Annotated in this window: 13 protein-coding genes; 8 read left to right on the forward strand and 5 right to left on the reverse strand. The window is 72.3% G+C overall.

All coding sequences use genetic code 11. The features are described 5' to 3' along the window. Positions 1-195 precede the first annotated feature (195 nt). Entirely contained in the window at positions 196-2319 is a 2124-nt protein-coding gene (locus K8W59_RS02805) for a DEAD/DEAH box helicase (RefSeq protein ID WP_223397238.1), read from the forward strand. Positions 2320-2337: 18 nt separating this feature from the next. Here K8W59_RS02805 and K8W59_RS02810 read toward each other — a convergent pair whose 3' ends face one another. From K8W59_RS02810 to K8W59_RS02825, 4 genes are read right to left on the reverse strand one after another with little or no spacing between them, the layout of a single operon-like run. Beyond that, entirely contained in the window at positions 2338-2613 is a 276-nt protein-coding gene (locus tag K8W59_RS02810) for a hypothetical protein (protein ID WP_223397239.1), read from the reverse strand. Continuing rightward, entirely contained in the window at positions 2610-2897 is a 288-nt protein-coding gene (locus tag K8W59_RS02815) for a hypothetical protein (RefSeq protein WP_223397240.1), read from the reverse strand. Before K8W59_RS02815 ends, K8W59_RS02810 begins: the two co-directional genes overlap by 4 nt. Next, complete coding sequence (locus K8W59_RS02820; RefSeq protein WP_223397241.1) at positions 2894-3403, reverse strand: NUDIX domain-containing protein; 510 nt, start codon at positions 3401-3403, stop codon at positions 2894-2896. The genes K8W59_RS02815 and K8W59_RS02820 overlap by 4 nt, the downstream gene beginning before the upstream one ends. Beyond that, positions 3400-3696 (reverse strand): antitoxin, encoded by a 297-nt coding sequence (locus K8W59_RS02825; protein WP_223397242.1) that lies wholly within the window; start codon positions 3694-3696, stop codon positions 3400-3402. The genes K8W59_RS02820 and K8W59_RS02825 overlap by 4 nt, the downstream gene beginning before the upstream one ends. A gap of 96 nt (positions 3697-3792) precedes the next feature. On the opposite strand from K8W59_RS02825, the gene miaA reads away from it, so the two are divergent. From miaA to secD, 6 genes are all read left to right on the forward strand, one after another. Continuing rightward, complete coding sequence (miaA, locus tag K8W59_RS02830) at positions 3793-4719, forward strand: tRNA (adenosine(37)-N6)-dimethylallyltransferase MiaA (RefSeq protein ID WP_223397243.1); 927 nt, start codon at positions 3793-3795, stop codon at positions 4717-4719. A gap of 59 nt (positions 4720-4778) precedes the next feature. Then, entirely contained in the window at positions 4779-6593 is a 1815-nt protein-coding gene (gene ggt, locus K8W59_RS02835) for a gamma-glutamyltransferase (protein ID WP_223397244.1), read from the forward strand. Between the two features lie 115 nt (positions 6594-6708). After that, a complete protein-coding gene (gene dapF / locus K8W59_RS02840; protein ID WP_223397245.1) occupies positions 6709-7551 on the forward strand; it encodes a diaminopimelate epimerase in 843 nt (280 codons plus the stop codon). Between the two features lie 30 nt (positions 7552-7581). Next, a complete protein-coding gene (locus K8W59_RS02845; protein ID WP_223397246.1) occupies positions 7582-8358 on the forward strand; it encodes an SDR family NAD(P)-dependent oxidoreductase in 777 nt (258 codons plus the stop codon). 61 nt (positions 8359-8419) lie between these two features. Next, entirely contained in the window at positions 8420-9931 is a 1512-nt protein-coding gene (hflX, locus tag K8W59_RS02850) for a GTPase HflX (RefSeq protein WP_223397247.1), read from the forward strand. A 57-nt stretch (positions 9932-9988) separates the two neighbouring features. Further along, positions 9989-12277 (forward strand): protein translocase subunit SecD, encoded by a 2289-nt coding sequence (gene secD / locus K8W59_RS02855; RefSeq protein WP_223397248.1) that lies wholly within the window; start codon positions 9989-9991, stop codon positions 12275-12277. A 116-nt stretch (positions 12278-12393) separates the two neighbouring features. Here the strand turns inward: secD and K8W59_RS02860 are convergent, their stop codons facing one another. Continuing rightward, positions 12394-13323 (reverse strand): endonuclease domain-containing protein, encoded by a 930-nt coding sequence (locus tag K8W59_RS02860; protein ID WP_223397249.1) that lies wholly within the window; start codon positions 13321-13323, stop codon positions 12394-12396. 235 nt (positions 13324-13558) lie between these two features. Here K8W59_RS02860 and K8W59_RS02865 point away from each other — a divergent pair, with 235 nt between their 5' ends. Continuing rightward, positions 13559-15547, forward strand: coding sequence for an ATP-dependent DNA helicase (locus tag K8W59_RS02865; protein ID WP_223397250.1), 1989 nt, complete (start codon positions 13559-13561; stop codon positions 15545-15547). The last annotated feature ends 7 nt before the right edge of the window (positions 15548-15554 follow it).

The following is a 15554-nucleotide window of genomic DNA, read 5'->3' on the forward strand; positions in this document are numbered from 1 at the left end:
TCCGCTCGGCGAGCAGGCATACTGGCCTCACCGCGCGGGGGACGCGATCGGTCCCGCCCGCGGAGTTCACGCCGATGCTGTGTGAACGCTCCCGCCGCGAAGCAGGCGTGCGCCACGGGACTCTCCCGTCCGGCCACGCCGCGCGGCGTACCGAGAAGTGGTCGGAGGGCAATCCGGCCGATGGAGGAGGACCCAGTGGCCCGAGGGGGTCAGCGCCGGTCGACGACCCGCCGCAACGGTCGGTCGAACCGCAAGCACACCGACAACGAGGGCATGATCCCGGTGCTCGCGCAGACGCTGCGCGACGTCGAGCGCAGCGTCGACGGCGGGGCCGTGACCAACGGCGTCAAGGGGCGCTTCCACGCGGCCGCGCTGCTGCTGCGCGAGGAGCGCGCCCGGGTCAAGGCCGACGAGGACCTGACCGACAACCAGCGCGCCCAGCAGCTCAAGCGGCTCGAGGGGCTCGCGCAGATCCTCGCGACCACCGCGGCCCGCAATCCGGCGCTGATGATGCTGGTGCCCGAGGACGCCGAGGTCTCCGACGACGCCCGCTGGGCCAAGGCGGAGATGATGCGCGCCGCCGGCTGGGAGGCGCCGGTCCGCACCGAGGCGAAGGCCGCCGACGGGGCTCCCGTCGACCGCCAGGTCGTGCCGCAGCAGGTGATCTCCCGCCAGCTCGCCAACCCCTTCCTCGTCCCCGACTACTCCGCCGCACGTCCGCGGCCGACGACCACCGGCCGGCTCTCGGACTGGGAGCTCATCGGCCCGCTGCTCAAGGCCTTCGAGTACGGCGGCGAGGGCGCGGCCATGCCGCTGCCCGACCCGACCCGCCGCCGGATGCCCGCCGGCCTGGAGCTGATGAGGCACCAGGCGCAGGTCGTGGCCGCCGCCGAGCAGGGGCACCGCTCCTTCCTGCTGGCCGACGAGCCCGGCCTGGGCAAGACCGCGCAGGCGCTGGTCGCCGCCGAGGCCGCCAACGCCTATCCGCTGCTGGTCGTCTCCCCGAACGTGGTCAAGGCCAACTGGGCGCACGAGGCCGAGCTGTGGACCCCGCAGCACCCGGTCACCGTCATCCACGGCGACGGTGACGACATCGACGGCTTCGCCGACATCGTGGTCGTCAACTACGAGATCCTGGACCGGCACGCCGGCTGGCTCGGACGCCTCGGCTTCCGCGGCATGGTGGTCGACGAGGCGCACTTCATCAAGAACCTCGCCTCGCAGCGCTCGCGGCACGTGCGGCACATCGCCGACCGGATCCGCGACCGGCACCCGTGGCCGCTGATGATGGCCCTCACCGGCACGCCGCTGATCAACGACATCGAGGACTTCAAGGCGATCTGGCAGTTCCTCGGCTGGGTCGACGACAAGGCGCCGCGGCCCGAGCTGATGCACGCGCTGGAGCAGACCCACCTCGATCCGGTCGACCGCGGCTTCTACCCCGCGGCGCGCAAGGCGGTCATCGACCTCGGCATCGTCCGGCGCCGCAAGGTCGACGTGGCCGCCGACATCCCCGCCCGCCGGATCGCCGACATCCCGGTCGAGCTCGACGACGCCGTCGGCCGCTCCCTGCGGGAGGCCGAGCGCGAGCTCGCCGCCCGGATGGTCAAGCGCTACTGGTCGGCGATGGAGGCGCGCACCTCCGGCAAGGTGGTCGAGGGCATCGACCACGAGCTGGTGCGCCGGGTCGCCACCTGGGAGCGGGAGGACTCCGACAACTCCCCGAGCGGCGAGAACGTGTTCACCATGGTGCGCCGGATCGGCCAGGCCAAGGCGACCCTCGCGGCCGACTACACCGCTCAGCTGTCCCGCAACGTGGGCAAGGTGGTGTTCTTCGCCAAGCACATCGACGTGATGGACGCCGCCGAGCAGCTCTTCAAGGACCGCGGCATCGGCTACACCTCCGTCCGCGGCGACCAGACCCGGGCGACCCGGGACAAGGCGATCGAGGCCTTCCAGAACGATCCGGACACGCACATCGTCGTGTGCTCGCTGATGGCCGCGGGCGTGGGCCTCAACCTGCAGGTCGCCTCCAACCTGGTGCTCGCCGAGCTGTCCTGGACCGACGCCGAGCAGACCCAGGCGATCGACCGGATCCACCGGATCGGCCAGTCCGAGCCGGTGACTGCGTGGCGGATCATCGCGGCCCAGACGATCGACACCAAGATCGCCGAGCTGATCGACTCCAAGGCCGGGCTCGCCGCCCGGGCGCTGGACGGCAGCGACGAGGAGATCGGCTCGTCGGAGGACGTCCAGCTCGAGGCGCTGGTCGCCCTCCTCACCGAGGCGCTGGAGGAGGAGGCCCCGGTCCCCGCCTGAGCGGGGCCGGCGCCGGCCTCAGACCTCGTCGTCCTCGCGCGGGTCGGCCGAGGGGTAGCCCGCCTTGGGCGGGATGCCCTCCGGCTGCGGCTCCACCTGGCCCGGCCGCTGCTCGGGCGGGACGTCGGCGTCCTCGGGCACGTCGGTCTCGGTGGTGTCCTTGGTGCCGGTGGCGCCCACGTCACCGCCGGTGACCCCGACGCGCTCGCTGCTGACGCCCATCGAGCCCTCGACGTCCTGGTCGGAGTCGGTCAGGTCGCGGGTGGTCTCGTCGTCGTACGAGCGCCCGCTCATGCCGGCTCCTCGGGCTCGCCCTGCTCGTCCTCCTGGCCGGCGTCCTCGCCCTGGCCGCCCTCGCCCTCCTGCTGCTTGTCCTCGTCCTCCTGGACCTCGTCGGGGACGTCCTCGTCGTCGATCGCCGGGTTCTTGTCCGGGTCGAGGTCGGGGCTCACCGGCTCGTTGAGATGGCCGCGGTCGCCGTACTTCTCCTCGTCCTCGAGGTTGTCCGCGCCGCCGGGGAACTTCTCCGGCTCCTCGGAGGTGGGGGTGGGCTGGGGGCCGAGGTTGTCCTCGCTCATGGTCTTCCTTCCGGGATCGTGGCGGCGGGGACGCCGCCGGCGTGGAATCCGTGCGTGCTGTAGGCAGGAAGGCCGGTGGCGAGCCCCTCGAGCACGATGCGCTCGTGGGGCACGACCGGGTCGGGCAGATCGGTCAGGGGGCACCAGCGTAGCTCCAGGGCCTTGCCCGGCTCGACGATGTGTGGCTCCCCGGACCACCGGCGGGCGGTGAAGAAGAAGTCGATCCGCTCGTCGACGGCGTCGGCGTACTGCGTGCGCTGCATGCTGGTCACGAAGGTCAGGTCGAGCGGGGTGACGCCGAGCTCCTCCTCCGCCTCGCGCCGCGCCGCGTCGTACGCCGTCTCGCCGCGCTCGACGTGACCCGCCGCGCCGGCGGCCCAGTGGTGCTCCATGTAGCCCGTCTCGCCGCGGAGCTGCAGCAACGCCTCGGTGCCGGCGTCGGTGTCCCTCAGGAGGAACACGTAGGACGCCGGCACCAGGGCGAAGCGCGAAGCGGCCTCGCTCACTCGCGGGGGTCGTGCTGCTGCGGGCGGCGGGTGGCGTCGCCGCCGGCGGCCTGGTCGGGCGTGGTGCCCTCCGGGATGTTGCTCCGCCCCTGCCCGCCGGGGAGGTCGTCCTTGCGGCCGTCCAGCCCGTCGAGGGACTCCTTGGCCTTGCCGACCGCCTGGTCGAGCTTGTCGGAGTACTTCCCGCCGGTCTTCTGGTCGATGGTGTCCTTGGCCTTGTCCAGGCCCTTGTTGATCTGGTCGCCGTACTTGTCAACGGCGCCGGTGATCTTGTCCTTGAAGCTGCCCGCCATCGGTCCTCCTGAGGGTTCAGTGGGGGTGTCACCGTCGAGCCAAGCCCATCGGGGCGCAGGATTCAATCGAGCCGTGCGGCTGAGAGACTGTCGCCCGTGTCCGACAGCTCTGCCGTGCCGCCGATCGTGGCCGTCGTCGGGGCGACCGCGTCGGGCAAGACCGGCCTCTCCCTGGACCTGGCCGAGCGGCTCGACGGGGAGGTGGTGAACGCCGACGCCATGCAGGTCTACCGCGGTATGGACATCGGCACCGCCAAGCTCCCGGTCGACGAGCGACGCGGCATCCCGCACCACCTGCTGGACACCCTCTCGGTGCGTGACCCCGCCACCGTGGCGGAGTTCCAGCAGTGGGCCCGTGCCGCGATCGCCGACATCCGCGACCGCGGTCGCACGCCCGTGCTGGTGGGCGGCTCCGCGCTCTACACCCGCGCGATCCTGGACCGCTTCGAGTTCCCCGGCACCGACCCGGCCGTCCGCGAACGGCTCGAGGCGGAGCTGGCCGACCTCGGTCCCGCCGCCCTGCACGCGCGTCTCGCGGCGGCCGACCCCGACGCCGCCGCCGGCATCCGCCCCGACAACGGCCGCCGGATCGTGCGGGCCCTGGAGGTGGTCGAGATCGCCGGCTCCTTCAGCGCCACCCTCCCCGAGCAGGAGTACGTCGACCCGCGGACCGTCCAGGTCGGGCTGGCCATCGACAGGGCGACGTTGCACGCGCGGATCGCCGCCCGGGTGGACGCGATGTTCGCCGACGGCCTGGTCGCCGAGGTGGAGCGGCTGCTGGCCGAGGGCCTGGCCGAGGGCCGCACCGCCTCCCGCGCGATCGGCTACCGCGAGGTCGCGGCGTACCTCCGCGGGGAGACCTCGCTGGAGGAGGCCCGCGAGCGGACGACCGTGGCCACCCGCCGCTTCGCCCGGCGTCAGGACCAGTGGAACCGGCGGGACCCCCGGATCGTGTGGGTCCCCCACGACGCCGAGGACCGGCTCGAGCGAGCGCTGGCCGCGATCACCCGCGCAGGGGGGTGACAGCGGCCGGGTTTCGGGGTTGGCTGGGAGGAAGCCAAACAGTCCGGGAGGGGAACCCCATGAGGGCACTCGCCGCGGCGTCCACCGCCGTACTTCTCACCAGCCTCACCACCGCCGTCGGCGCCGCGCCCGCCCAGGCCGACCCGCGCTCCACCGAGAAGGTCCCGACCTCCGTCGGGTACGGCGGCGCCGTCTCGACCGTGGACCCCGAGGCCACCGCGGCCGGGCTGCGGGTGCTGAAGAAGGGCGGGAACGCGACCGACGCGGCCGTGGCGGCCGCGGCCACACTCGGCGTCACCGAGCCCTACTCCGCCGGTGTCGGCGGAGGCGGCTACTTCGTCCACTACGACGCGAAGACCGGCGCCGTCGAGACCATCGACGGCCGCGAGACCGCCCCGATGGGGATGCCGCGCGATGCCTTCATCGACCCGGCCACGGGGGAGCCGTACCCCTTCACCCCCGAGCTGGTGACCAGCGGCGTCTCCGTCGGGGTCCCCGGGACCCCGGCGACCTGGCAGCGGGCGCTGGACCGGTGGGGCACCTACTCGATGAAGGACGCGCTCAAGCCGGCGATCCAGGTCGCCGAGCGCGGGTTCGTCGTCGACGAGACCTTCCGCCAGCAGACGCTGGACAACCTCGAGCGGTTCGAGGCCTTCACCTCCACCTCCGAGCTGTTCCTGCCCGACGGCGACGCGCCGCGGGTCGGCTCGCGCTTCCGCAACCACGACGTGGCGCAGACCTACCGGCTGCTCTCCCAGGGCGGGTTGGACGCGTTCTACACCGGCGCGATGGCCGCCGACATCGTCGCGGCGGTGCAGGACCCGCCGACCACCGACTCCACCGACCTGCCGGTGCCGCCGGGCTACATGGAGGAGAGCGACCTGGCCGGCTACGAGGTCGTGGACCAGGCGCCGACCAAGGTGTCCTATCGCGGCTACGACGTCTACGGCATGGCGCCGTCGTCCTCGGGCGGCTCCACCGTGGGCGAGTCGCTGAACATCCTCGAGCAGTTCGACACCGCCTCGATGTCGCCGGTGGCGGTGCTGCACCACTACCTCGAGGCGAGCGCCCTCGCGTTCGCGGACCGGGGTGAGTACGTCGGCGACCCGGCGTTCGTCGACGTGCCCCTGGAGGACCTGCTCTCCGACGAGTACGCCGCCGAGCGGGCCTGCGAGATCGACCCCGAGCAGGCGATGACCAAGCCGGTCGCCCCCGGCGATGTCACGAGCTACGACGGCGACTGCGCCACCCAGGCCGACCAGGAGGCCGAGGACACCGAGAACATCTCGACCACGAACCTGACGGTGGCCGACCGGTGGGGCAACGTCGTGGAGTACACGCTCACCATCGAGCAGACCGGCGGCTCCGGGATCGTCGTGCCCGGTCGCGGGTTCCTGCTCAACAACGAGCTGACCGACTTCTCCACCGTGTGGGAGGCCGACGACCCGAACCGGATCGAGCCGGGCAAGCGGCCGCGCTCGTCGATGTCGCCGACGATCGTGCTCAAGGACGGCAAGCCGTTCCTCGCGCTCGGCTCGCCCGGCGGCTCGACGATCATCACCACGGTGCTGCAGATGCTGGTGAACCGGATCGACCTGGGCATGACCATCCAGGAGGCGATCGCCGCGCCGCGCGCCTCGCAGCGCAACACGCCCTCGGTCACCGCGGAGCCGGCGTTCATCGACGCCTCCGGACCCGCGCTGGAGGAGTACGGCCACACCCTGACCCCGTCGGGCGACGCCTTCACCTCCGCCGCCGAGATCGGCGCGGCCACCGCCATCGAGTTCGGCCCCGCCGGCCTGCTCACCGCGGTCTCCGAGCCCGTCCGCCGCGGCGGCGGCTCCGCCCTCGTGGTCGAGCCCACGGACGACTGAGTCCGGGGAGCGGAATGCAGGATTCGCGCGCCGAGATCCTGCATTCCGCTCCCTGCTCGGTTGCCCTCCCGGGCGCAGCCCGCGCCGGTGGGGTGCCGTCTGGGACGATGGGGGCGTGACCTACTCCTTCCTCAAGGGCCATGGGACCGAGAACGACTTCGTCCTGCTGCCCGACCACGACGGCGAGGTGCACGGCGAGCTGACCCCGCAGCGGGTGGCCGCGCTGTGCGATCGGCGCGCCGGGATCGGCGGGGACGGCGTGCTGCGGGTGATCCGCACCCGGGCGCTGGGGGAGCAGCAGGACGCGGAGTGGTTCATGGACTATCGCAACTCCGACGGCTCGCTCAGCGAGATGTGCGGCAACGGCATCCGGCTCTTCGCCCGGCACCTGGTGGACGAGGGGCTGGCCACCTCCCCGGTGCGGATCGGCACGCGGGACGGGGTGAAGGTCGTCACCGTCGAGGGGGATCGGATCACGGCCGACCTGGGCGTCCCGAGGGCGTACGACGACACCGAGGTCGCGGTCGGCGACCGGCGCTGGCCGGCACAGCACCTGGACATGGGCAACCCGCACGCCGTGGCGTTCGTCGACGACCTCGACGATGCCGGGGACCTGCTGCGCGCCCCCGAGCACGACCAGGACGCCTACCCGCACGGCGTGAACGTGGAGTTCGTGGTCCGGCGCGGCCCGCGACACGTCGCGATGCGGGTGCACGAGCGCGGCTCCGGCGAGACCCGCTCCTGCGGCACCGGCGCCTGCGCGGTGATGGTGGCCTCCGCCCTGGCCGACGGGGCCGGCGAGCGGGGCGCCGACGGCGCCCTGACCCCGCCGGAGGCGGAGCTGACCTACCGGGTCGACGTCCCGGGTGGCGAGCTCGCGGTCACCTGGACCCCGGACAACCACGTGCTCCTGACCGGCCCGGCGCTGGTCGTCGCCCGTGGGGAGACCGACCTCTAGGAGCCGCCCCGCACGCTCTAGGCTGCGCCCATGGACATCAAGGGAGTTTCCGCCATCGTCACCGGCGCGGCCTCGGGCATCGGTGCCGCGGTCGCCCGCCAGCTCGCCGCGCAGGGCGCGACCGTCGTGGTCGCCGACGTTCAGGACGAGAAGGGCACCGCGCTGGCCGAGGAGATCGGCGGCGTCTTCTGCCACGTCGACGTGACCGACACCGAGCAGATCAAGGCCGCCGTCGAGGTGGCCAAGGAGCGTGGCGAGCTGCGCGCACTGGTCAACTCCGCCGGTGTCGGCTGGGCGGCCCGGACGACCGGCCGCGAGGGCACCTACGAGGCGGCCCACGATCTGGACCTGTACAAGAAGGTCATCGACATCAACCTGGTCGGCACCTTCGACGCGATCCGGCTCGCCGCGACCGCGATGGGCCACAACCAGGCCGACGAGAACGGCGAGCGCGGCGCGATCGTCAACCTGGCCTCGGTGGCCGCCTTCGACGGCCAGATCGGCCAGGCGGCGTACGCCTCCTCCAAGGGCGGCATCGTCGGCCTCACCCTGCCGGTCGCGCGCGACCTCTCCGCCATCGGCGTCCGGGTCAACACGGTGGCGCCGGGCCTGATCGACACCCCGATCTACGGCCAAGGGGAGAAGGCCGAGGAGTTCAAGACCCACCTCGGCCAGTCCGTGCTCTTCCCCAAGCGGCTCGGCCAGCCCGACGAGCTGGCCAGCATGGTGGTCGAGTGCGTCACCAACTCCTACATGAACGCCAGCGTGATCCGCGTCGACGGCGGCATCCGGATGCCACCGAAGTGACTCTGAAGGGTGGGAAAACCCGCGTGCGTGGGGCCGCGAGGCGCCGTACGCTGGACGTCGTATGACGAACTCACCTGAACGATTCACACTCGACGCCGAGCTCGCCCGCACCCGCGGCTGGGACGAGGAGCTGGACGACGCGGCCGTCGAGATCGACGACGACTGGGAGTCCGGGTACGCCGACGCGGCGGACCCCGAGGACGACGACCCCACCACCGGCCAGCAGGACCTCGCCGAGCGGCACGCGCTGCGCCGGGTCGCCGGCCTGCGCACCGAGCTCGAGGACATCACCGAGGTCGAGTACCGCCAGCTCCGCCTGGAGCGGGTGATCCTGGTCGGCGTCTGGACCGAGGGCGAGCAGGCCGACGCGGAGAACGCGATGGCCGAGCTGGCGCTGCTGGCCGAGACCGCGGGCTCGGAGGTGCTGGACGCGATCTACCAGCGCCGGGGCAAGCCCGACCCGGCGACCTACATCGGCCGCGGGAAGGTCGAGGGACTGCGCGAGATCGTGCAGGCCACCGGCGCCGACACCGTCATCTGCGACGGCGAGCTCGCGCCCAGCCAGCTGCGCAACCTGGAGGACCGGCTCAAGGTCAAGGTCGTCGACCGGACCGCGCTGATCCTCGACATCTTCGCCCAGCACGCGAAGACCAAGGAGGGCAAGGCGCAGGTCGAGCTGGCGCAGCTGAACTACATGAAGCAGCGGCTGCGCGGCTGGGGCGGCAACCTGTCCCGCCAGGCGGGCGGTCGCGCGGCCGGCGGCGAGGGCATCGGCGGCCGCGGCCCAGGTGAGACCAAGATCGAGACCGACCGGCGGCGGATCAACACCAAGATCGCCAAGCTGCGCCGCGACCTCAAGGCGATGGCCGGCATCCGGGAGACCAAGCGGCAGGGCCGCCGCCGCAACGCGGTGCCCAGCGTCGCGATCGCGGGCTACACCAACGCCGGCAAGTCCTCGCTGCTCAACCGGCTCACCGACGCCGGGGTGCTGATCGAGGACGCGCTGTTCGCGACGCTGGACCCGACGACACGGCGTACGACGACCGGCGACGGCCGCGTCTACACGATGACCGACACCGTCGGCTTCGTCCGGCACCTGCCGCACCAGCTGGTCGAGGCGTTCCGCTCCACGCTGGAGGAGGTCGCCGACGCCGACCTGGTGCTGCACGTGGTGGACGGGTCGCACCCCGACCCCGAGGGCCAGATCAGCGCCGTCCGGGACGTGTTCGCCGAGATCGGCGCCGACGAGGTGCCCGAGGTGATCGTGGTCAACAAGGCCGACGCCGCGGACCCGCTGGTGCTGGCCCGGCTGCGGCAGCGGGAGCCGCACGCGGTGGTGGTCTCCGCCCGCACCGGCGAGGGCATCGACGCGCTGCGCTCGCTGGTGGAGGAGGAGCTGCCGCGGCCCGCCGTGGCCTTCGACGCGCTCCTGCCCTACGAGCGGGGCGACCTGCTGAACCGGATCCACCAGCACGGCGAGATCGACGCGCTGGAGCACACCGCGGAGGGCACGCGGGTCTCCGGGCGCGCCAACGAGGACCTCGCCGGCGAGCTCGCGTCGTACGCCGTGTGACGCGACGCGCCGCCCCGCCATTTGGGTGGAGTCGTCGCGGTTGAGAGGATGCGCTCCATGTCACGTGGCGTCGTCCTCCGCTTCCTCCTCGTCCTCGGGCTGCTGGCCGGGTGCGCGGCGCTGGCGATCAACAAGCAGCCGAACCTCGGGCTGGACCTGCGAGGCGGCGCCCAGTTCGTCTTCCAGGCCAAGCCCACCGAGGGGACCGAGGTCACCGCGGAGAACGTGGACAAGACCCTGGAGGTGCTGCGCGGCCGCGTGGACTCCCTCGGCGTCTCGGAGTCGACGCTGGTCCGGCAGGGCGAGGACCGGATCCTGGTCGAGCTGCCCGGGGTCACCAACGACGAGGAGGCCCAGCGCGCCGAGGAGCGGATCGGCCAGACGGCCAAGCTGAGCGTCCACCCCGTCGTGGCAGCTGCGCAGGGGCGCAACGCCAAGCCGTCGAAGAAGGCCAACGAGGTGCTGCGCGCCGACGACGGCGGGTTCTTGGAGATCGGGCCGTCGGTCCTCAGCGGCGATCAGGTGCGCAGCGCCGATGCGGAGCTGCCGCAGAACGAGGTGAACTACGTCGTCTCGCTGCGGTTCACCGGCGCCGGCGGCGATGCCTGGGCCGATGTCACCGGCAAGGCCGCGTGCAACCAGCCCGGAGACCCCAAGCGGCGGGTCGCCATCGTGCTGGACGACCGCATCATCACCGCCCCGGAGGTCAACCCCGGGGTGGGCTGCGACGTCGGCATCCGAGGCGGCAGCACGCAGATCACAGGGAACTTCACCATCACCGAGGCCCAGGACCTGGCGACGCTGATCGAGGGCGGCGCCCTGCCCCTGGAGCTGGAGCTGATCTCCGACCGGCTCGTCGGCCCGACCCTGGGCGCGGAGGCCATCGACGCCTCGGTCGAGGCGGGCATCATCGGCCTGGTCCTCACCGGGCTGTTCATCATCGTCGTCTACCGCCTGGTCGGCCTGATGGCCACGATCGCGCTGACGTCGTACGCCCTGCTCGCCTACGCGATGCTGGTGGGGCTGAACTCGACACTCACCCTGCCCGGACTGGCCGGGTTCGTGCTCGCCATCGGCTTGGCGATCGACGCCAACGTGCTGGTCTTCGAACGAGCGCGGGAGGAGTACGCCGCCAACCCGTCGGCCGGCCTCAAGCGTGCCCTGACGATCGGCTTCAACAAGGCCTGGTCGGCGATCATCGACTCCAACGTGACCACGCTGCTGGCGGCGGCGCTGCTGTTCATCCTGGGGTCGGGGCCGATCAAGGGCTTCGGCGTCACGCTGTCCATCGGTGTGATCGCCTCGATGATCTCCGCCCTCATCATCGCCCGCGTGCTCACCGAGGGCGTGGTGACGATGCGCCCGGTCCGCACCCGGCCCCGGATCACCGGCCTGGCCAACGTAGGCGCCGTACGCACCTGGCTGGAGAGCAAGAACTTCCACCCGATGCGCCACCGCGGGCTGTTCCTGGGGGTGACCGCCCTTCTGCTGGGCATCGCCCTGGTGGGGATCTTCGCCAAGGGCCTGAACCTGGGCGTGGAGTTCACCGGCGGCCGGCAGCTGGACTACTCCGTCAGCCGGGACATCACCATCGAGCAGGCCCGGCAGGCGGTCGCGGACGCCGGCTTCCCCGAGGCCGTCGTGCAGAGCGCCGACACCGCCGACTACACCGTGCGGACCGGCGAGATCAGCAATGAGGAGGAGCAGCGGATCGAGCAGTCGCTCTCCGAGGTGGGCGGCAACGTCACCAAGGAGGACGACCAGCGGATCGGCGCCTCACTGGGCCAGGAGCTGCGGGACAAGGCGATCCTCGCCTTCGGGCTCGCGCTGCTGGCCCAGCTGATCTACCTCGCCGTGCGCTTCAAGTGGACCTTCGGTGTGGCCGCGGTGATCGCGATGTTCCACGACGTGCTGCTCGTGCTCGGCATCTTCGCCTGGATGGCCAAGCCGATCGACGGGGTCTTCCTCGCCGCGGCGATGACCATCATCGGCCTGTCGGTCAACGACACCGTCGTCGTCTTCGACCGCATCCGAGAACGCTGGTACGGCGCACGCAAGGGCGACGACTTCAACGAGATGTGCGACAAGGCGATCATCGAGACCCTGCCGCGCACGGTGAACACCGGCCTCGGCGCGATGTTCATCCTGGCCGCGCTGGCGGTCCTCGGCGGCGACTCGCTGCAGGACTTCGCGCTCGCGCTGCTCTTCGGTCTGATCATCGGCACCTACTCCTCCAGCATCATCGCCGCCCCGATCGTGACCTACCTGCAGCAGAGGTGGCCGATGGCCAAGGTGCAGAAGCAGCGCAAGCAGCGGGACCCGAACGACTCCGGCGCGGTGGTCTGACCGCGCCGCTGCCTGCCCCCGGGTGAAGAATCGACCACGACCCGTGGGAGTGCACGTGCCTGGCGGGGATCCGGGTGCACTTTCGACCACGACCCGGGGTCGTTGACGAGGTCCGATCAGTCGCGTCCTGGGAAGTGAGGGCGCCAAGCCGACGAGGGCTTGACCGGGAGCCCAGCCAGCCCCCGGGACCCCAGCAGCCGGAACACCCGCTCGATCGTCTGCTCGGGGTGTCGGTAGATGCCCCGCGAGGTCACCACGAGGATGCGCCACCCGTCGTCATCGATCGCCTCGCGCCGAGCGAGGTCCTTCTCCCAGGACTCCTCGCGCTCGATGTGCTGGCGGCCGTCGTACTCCACGATCACCTGCACATCCGGCCAGCTCAGGTCGTAGCGGCGGAGCACCTCACCGTCACCGGCGCGCACCTTCCGGTTGACCTCGGGCTCGGGAATCCCGGCGAGGACCAGGAGCATCCGGAGCCTGCTCTCCATGGGCGAGTCGACCTTGGCGCGGACGTATGCCGCTGCCCGGCGCGCCTGTCGACCCACGCGGCCCGGCAGCGCGGCCACGCGGTCGCGCAGTTGTGCGCAGGTGATCCCCTCCTTGCGCACCAGGTGGTCACCGACAACGACCAGATCGACCAGCTCGAGGTGGCCGGCCAGCTCCTCGAAGAGCTGGCGTGGGTCGGACACCCGCATCCCCGCTCGCCGGATCCACCGGGTCGAAGGGCGCACGTGCTGGCGGACCCCGTCGATCCTCCGACGGTGCTCGGCCTGCTGCACGGTCACGTGCTCGTCGGCCACCGTGGGGACCGGCACGCCCAGGACCCGCGCCGCGGAGAAGTGACTCGCGTGCGCGTCCGGGTGTGACGCGACGAGGGCGGCGAGGGCGCGGACCACGGGGCCGACCGAGACGTCGGAGGCGACGTACACCCCGTGGAAGATGCGTTGGTACGCCGGTCCGGCGAGGATCCGGTCGGTGAGGCCGGCCCGGCGCGCCGCGGCCCGGGTGAAGGGGGAGCGCGGGTCCAGCACGATGGTCGCCGTCATGACCAGCATGCTGCCCTCGATGAGGGCGCTCCGCGCGGGCTATCCACAGGCCCCGCCGGTGCCGGCTGGAGCACCGGAGCGAGACCGCCGGTGAAGAATCGACCACGACCCGGGGGAGTGCACGTGCCTGGCGGGGATCCGGGTGCATTTTCGACCACGACCCGGGGCCGTTCACGAGCCGTCGCGCACCGACTGGGATGCCGGGCCTGTCGGAGCCCACGGCTAGGGTGCACGGGTGCCCACGACCGAGACCAGCAGCGACGCCGCGGTCAGCGACCTGCTCGCGACCGCGGTGGCGGCGCTGGGCGGCGAGGAGCGGTCGGGCCAGGTGGCGATGGCTGCGGCGGTCGAGCGCGCGCTGAGCGACGGCGAGCACCTGCTGGTGCAGGCCGGGACCGGCACCGGGAAGTCGCTGGGCTACCTCGTGCCGGCGCTGCTGCACGAGGACCGGGTCGTCGTCGCAACGGCCACGCTCGCCCTGCAGCACCAGCTGGTCGAGCGTGACCTGCCGCGGCTGGTGGAGGCGATCGACGCGGTCGAGGACAGCCGGGTCGACACGTCGTACGCCGTCCTCAAGGGCCGGTCCAACTACGCCTGCCTGCACCGGGTCCGCGAGGGCGTCCCGGACGACCAGGGCGCCCTCATCGACCTCCCCGAGGGCTCGATGGGCAAGAAGGTGCTCGAGCTGCGCGCCTGGGCCGAGGAGGAGGCCGAGGCGGGCGCCTTCGGCGAGCGCGACCACGCGCCCCGCCACACCGACAAGGAGTGGCGCCAGGTCAGCGTCACCCACCGCGAGTGCCTGGGCGCCGCCAAGTGCCCCTTCGGCCAGGAGTGCTTCGCCGAGCGCGCCCGGGAGAAGGCCCATCGCTCACACCTGGTGATCACCAACCACTCGCTGCTCGCGATCGACGCGATCGAGGGCGTGCCGATGATCCCCGACTACGACGCCGTGGTGATCGACGAGGCCCACGAGCTGGTCGCGCGGGTCACCCAGGCCGCCACCGACGAGCTGTGGGTCTCCGAGGTCGAGCGCGCCGCCCGTCGCAGCCAGAAGCACGTGGACGGGGGCGAGGCCGACGACCTGGCCGATGCCGCGGACACGCTGCGGGCCGCCTTCGACGAGTGCCGCCCGGGCCGGCTGGACCCGCTCCCCGAGCTGGTGGCCGACGCCCTGGTGCTGGTCCGTGACGCCGCCCGGGCGCTCATCTCGGCCTACCCGCGGCAGAGCGACCCCGACGCCGCCTTCACCCAGGCCCGCGGCTCGGTGCAGGAGCTGTTCGCCACCGCCGAGCGGATGGCGGCCAACGCCGACTCCGACGTGCTGTGGCTGACCGAGGGGACCGAGCGGATGCCACCGCGGCTGTGCATCGCTCCCCTGGAGGTGTGGGGGCCGATGCGGCACAAGCTGCTGCGCGAGAAGACGGCCGTGTTCACCTCCGCGACGCTCAAGCTGGGCGGCGACTTCGACGCCGTCGCGACCACGCTGGGCCTGGTGCCCGGCGAGCGGGTTGAGGAGCGCGCCACCGACAGGGAGGACGCCGAGGAGGACGCCCTCCCCTGGCGCGGCCTCGACGTCGGCTCCCCCTTCGACTACGCCCGCCAGGGGATCCTCTACGTCGCCCGGCACCTGCCGCCGCCGGGACGCGACGGCCTGGGCGCTCCGCAGCTCGACGAGATCACCGCGCTGGTCGACGCCGCCGAGGGCCGCACGCTCGGGCTCTTCTCCAGCCGGCGCGCGGCGGAGACGGCCGCCGAGGAGGTACGTCGTCGCCTGCCGCACCTGACCGTCCTCGCCCAGGGCGACGCCCAGCTGCCCGAGCTGGCGAGACTCTTCGTCGAGGACCCGCACACCTGCCTGTTCGGCACGCTCTCGCTCTGGCAGGGGCTCGACGTCCCCGGCGACACCTGCCAGCTGGTGATCATCGACCGCATCCCGTTCCCGCGGCCCGACGACCCGCTCATGTCGGCCCGCCAGCGGGCCGCCGACCAGGCGGGGCGCAACGGTTTCATGCAGGTGGCGGCCACCCACGCCGCGCTGCTCCTGGCGCAGGGGAGCGGGCGGCTGATCCGCACGACGAGCGACCGCGGCGTGGTCGCCGTACTCGACCCACGCCTCGCGACCGCGCGCTACGGCGGCTTCCTGCGGGCCAGCCTGCCGCCCATGTGGACGACGGCCGACCCGCAGGTGGTGCGTCAGGCGCTGGCGCGGCTGGCGACGGCCTGACCGAGCC

This window comes from Nocardioides rotundus (genome assembly GCF_019931675.1).
GTDB classification, from domain to species: Bacteria; Actinomycetota; Actinomycetes; order Propionibacteriales; family Nocardioidaceae; genus Nocardioides; species Nocardioides rotundus.

Excerpts from the sequence above, each read along its gene's own strand:
- K8W59_RS02810 (WP_223397239.1), bottom strand. The coding sequence starts at position 2,613 with ATGAGCGGGCGCTCGTACGACGACGAGACCACCCGCGACCTGACCGAC.
- K8W59_RS02815 (WP_223397240.1), bottom strand. The coding sequence starts at position 2,897 with ATGAGCGAGGACAACCTCGGCCCCCAGCCCACCCCCACCTCCGAGGAG.
- K8W59_RS02825 (WP_223397242.1), bottom strand. The coding sequence starts at position 3,696 with ATGGCGGGCAGCTTCAAGGACAAGATCACCGGCGCCGTTGACAAGTAC.
- ggt (WP_223397244.1), top strand. The coding sequence starts at position 4,779 with ATGAGGGCACTCGCCGCGGCGTCCACCGCCGTACTTCTCACCAGCCTC.
- K8W59_RS02845 (WP_223397246.1), top strand. The coding sequence starts at position 7,582 with ATGGACATCAAGGGAGTTTCCGCCATCGTCACCGGCGCGGCCTCGGGC.
- hflX (WP_223397247.1), top strand. The coding sequence starts at position 8,420 with ATGACGAACTCACCTGAACGATTCACACTCGACGCCGAGCTCGCCCGC.
- secD (WP_223397248.1), top strand. The coding sequence starts at position 9,989 with ATGTCACGTGGCGTCGTCCTCCGCTTCCTCCTCGTCCTCGGGCTGCTG.
- K8W59_RS02860 (WP_223397249.1), bottom strand. The coding sequence starts at position 13,323 with ATGACGGCGACCATCGTGCTGGACCCGCGCTCCCCCTTCACCCGGGCC.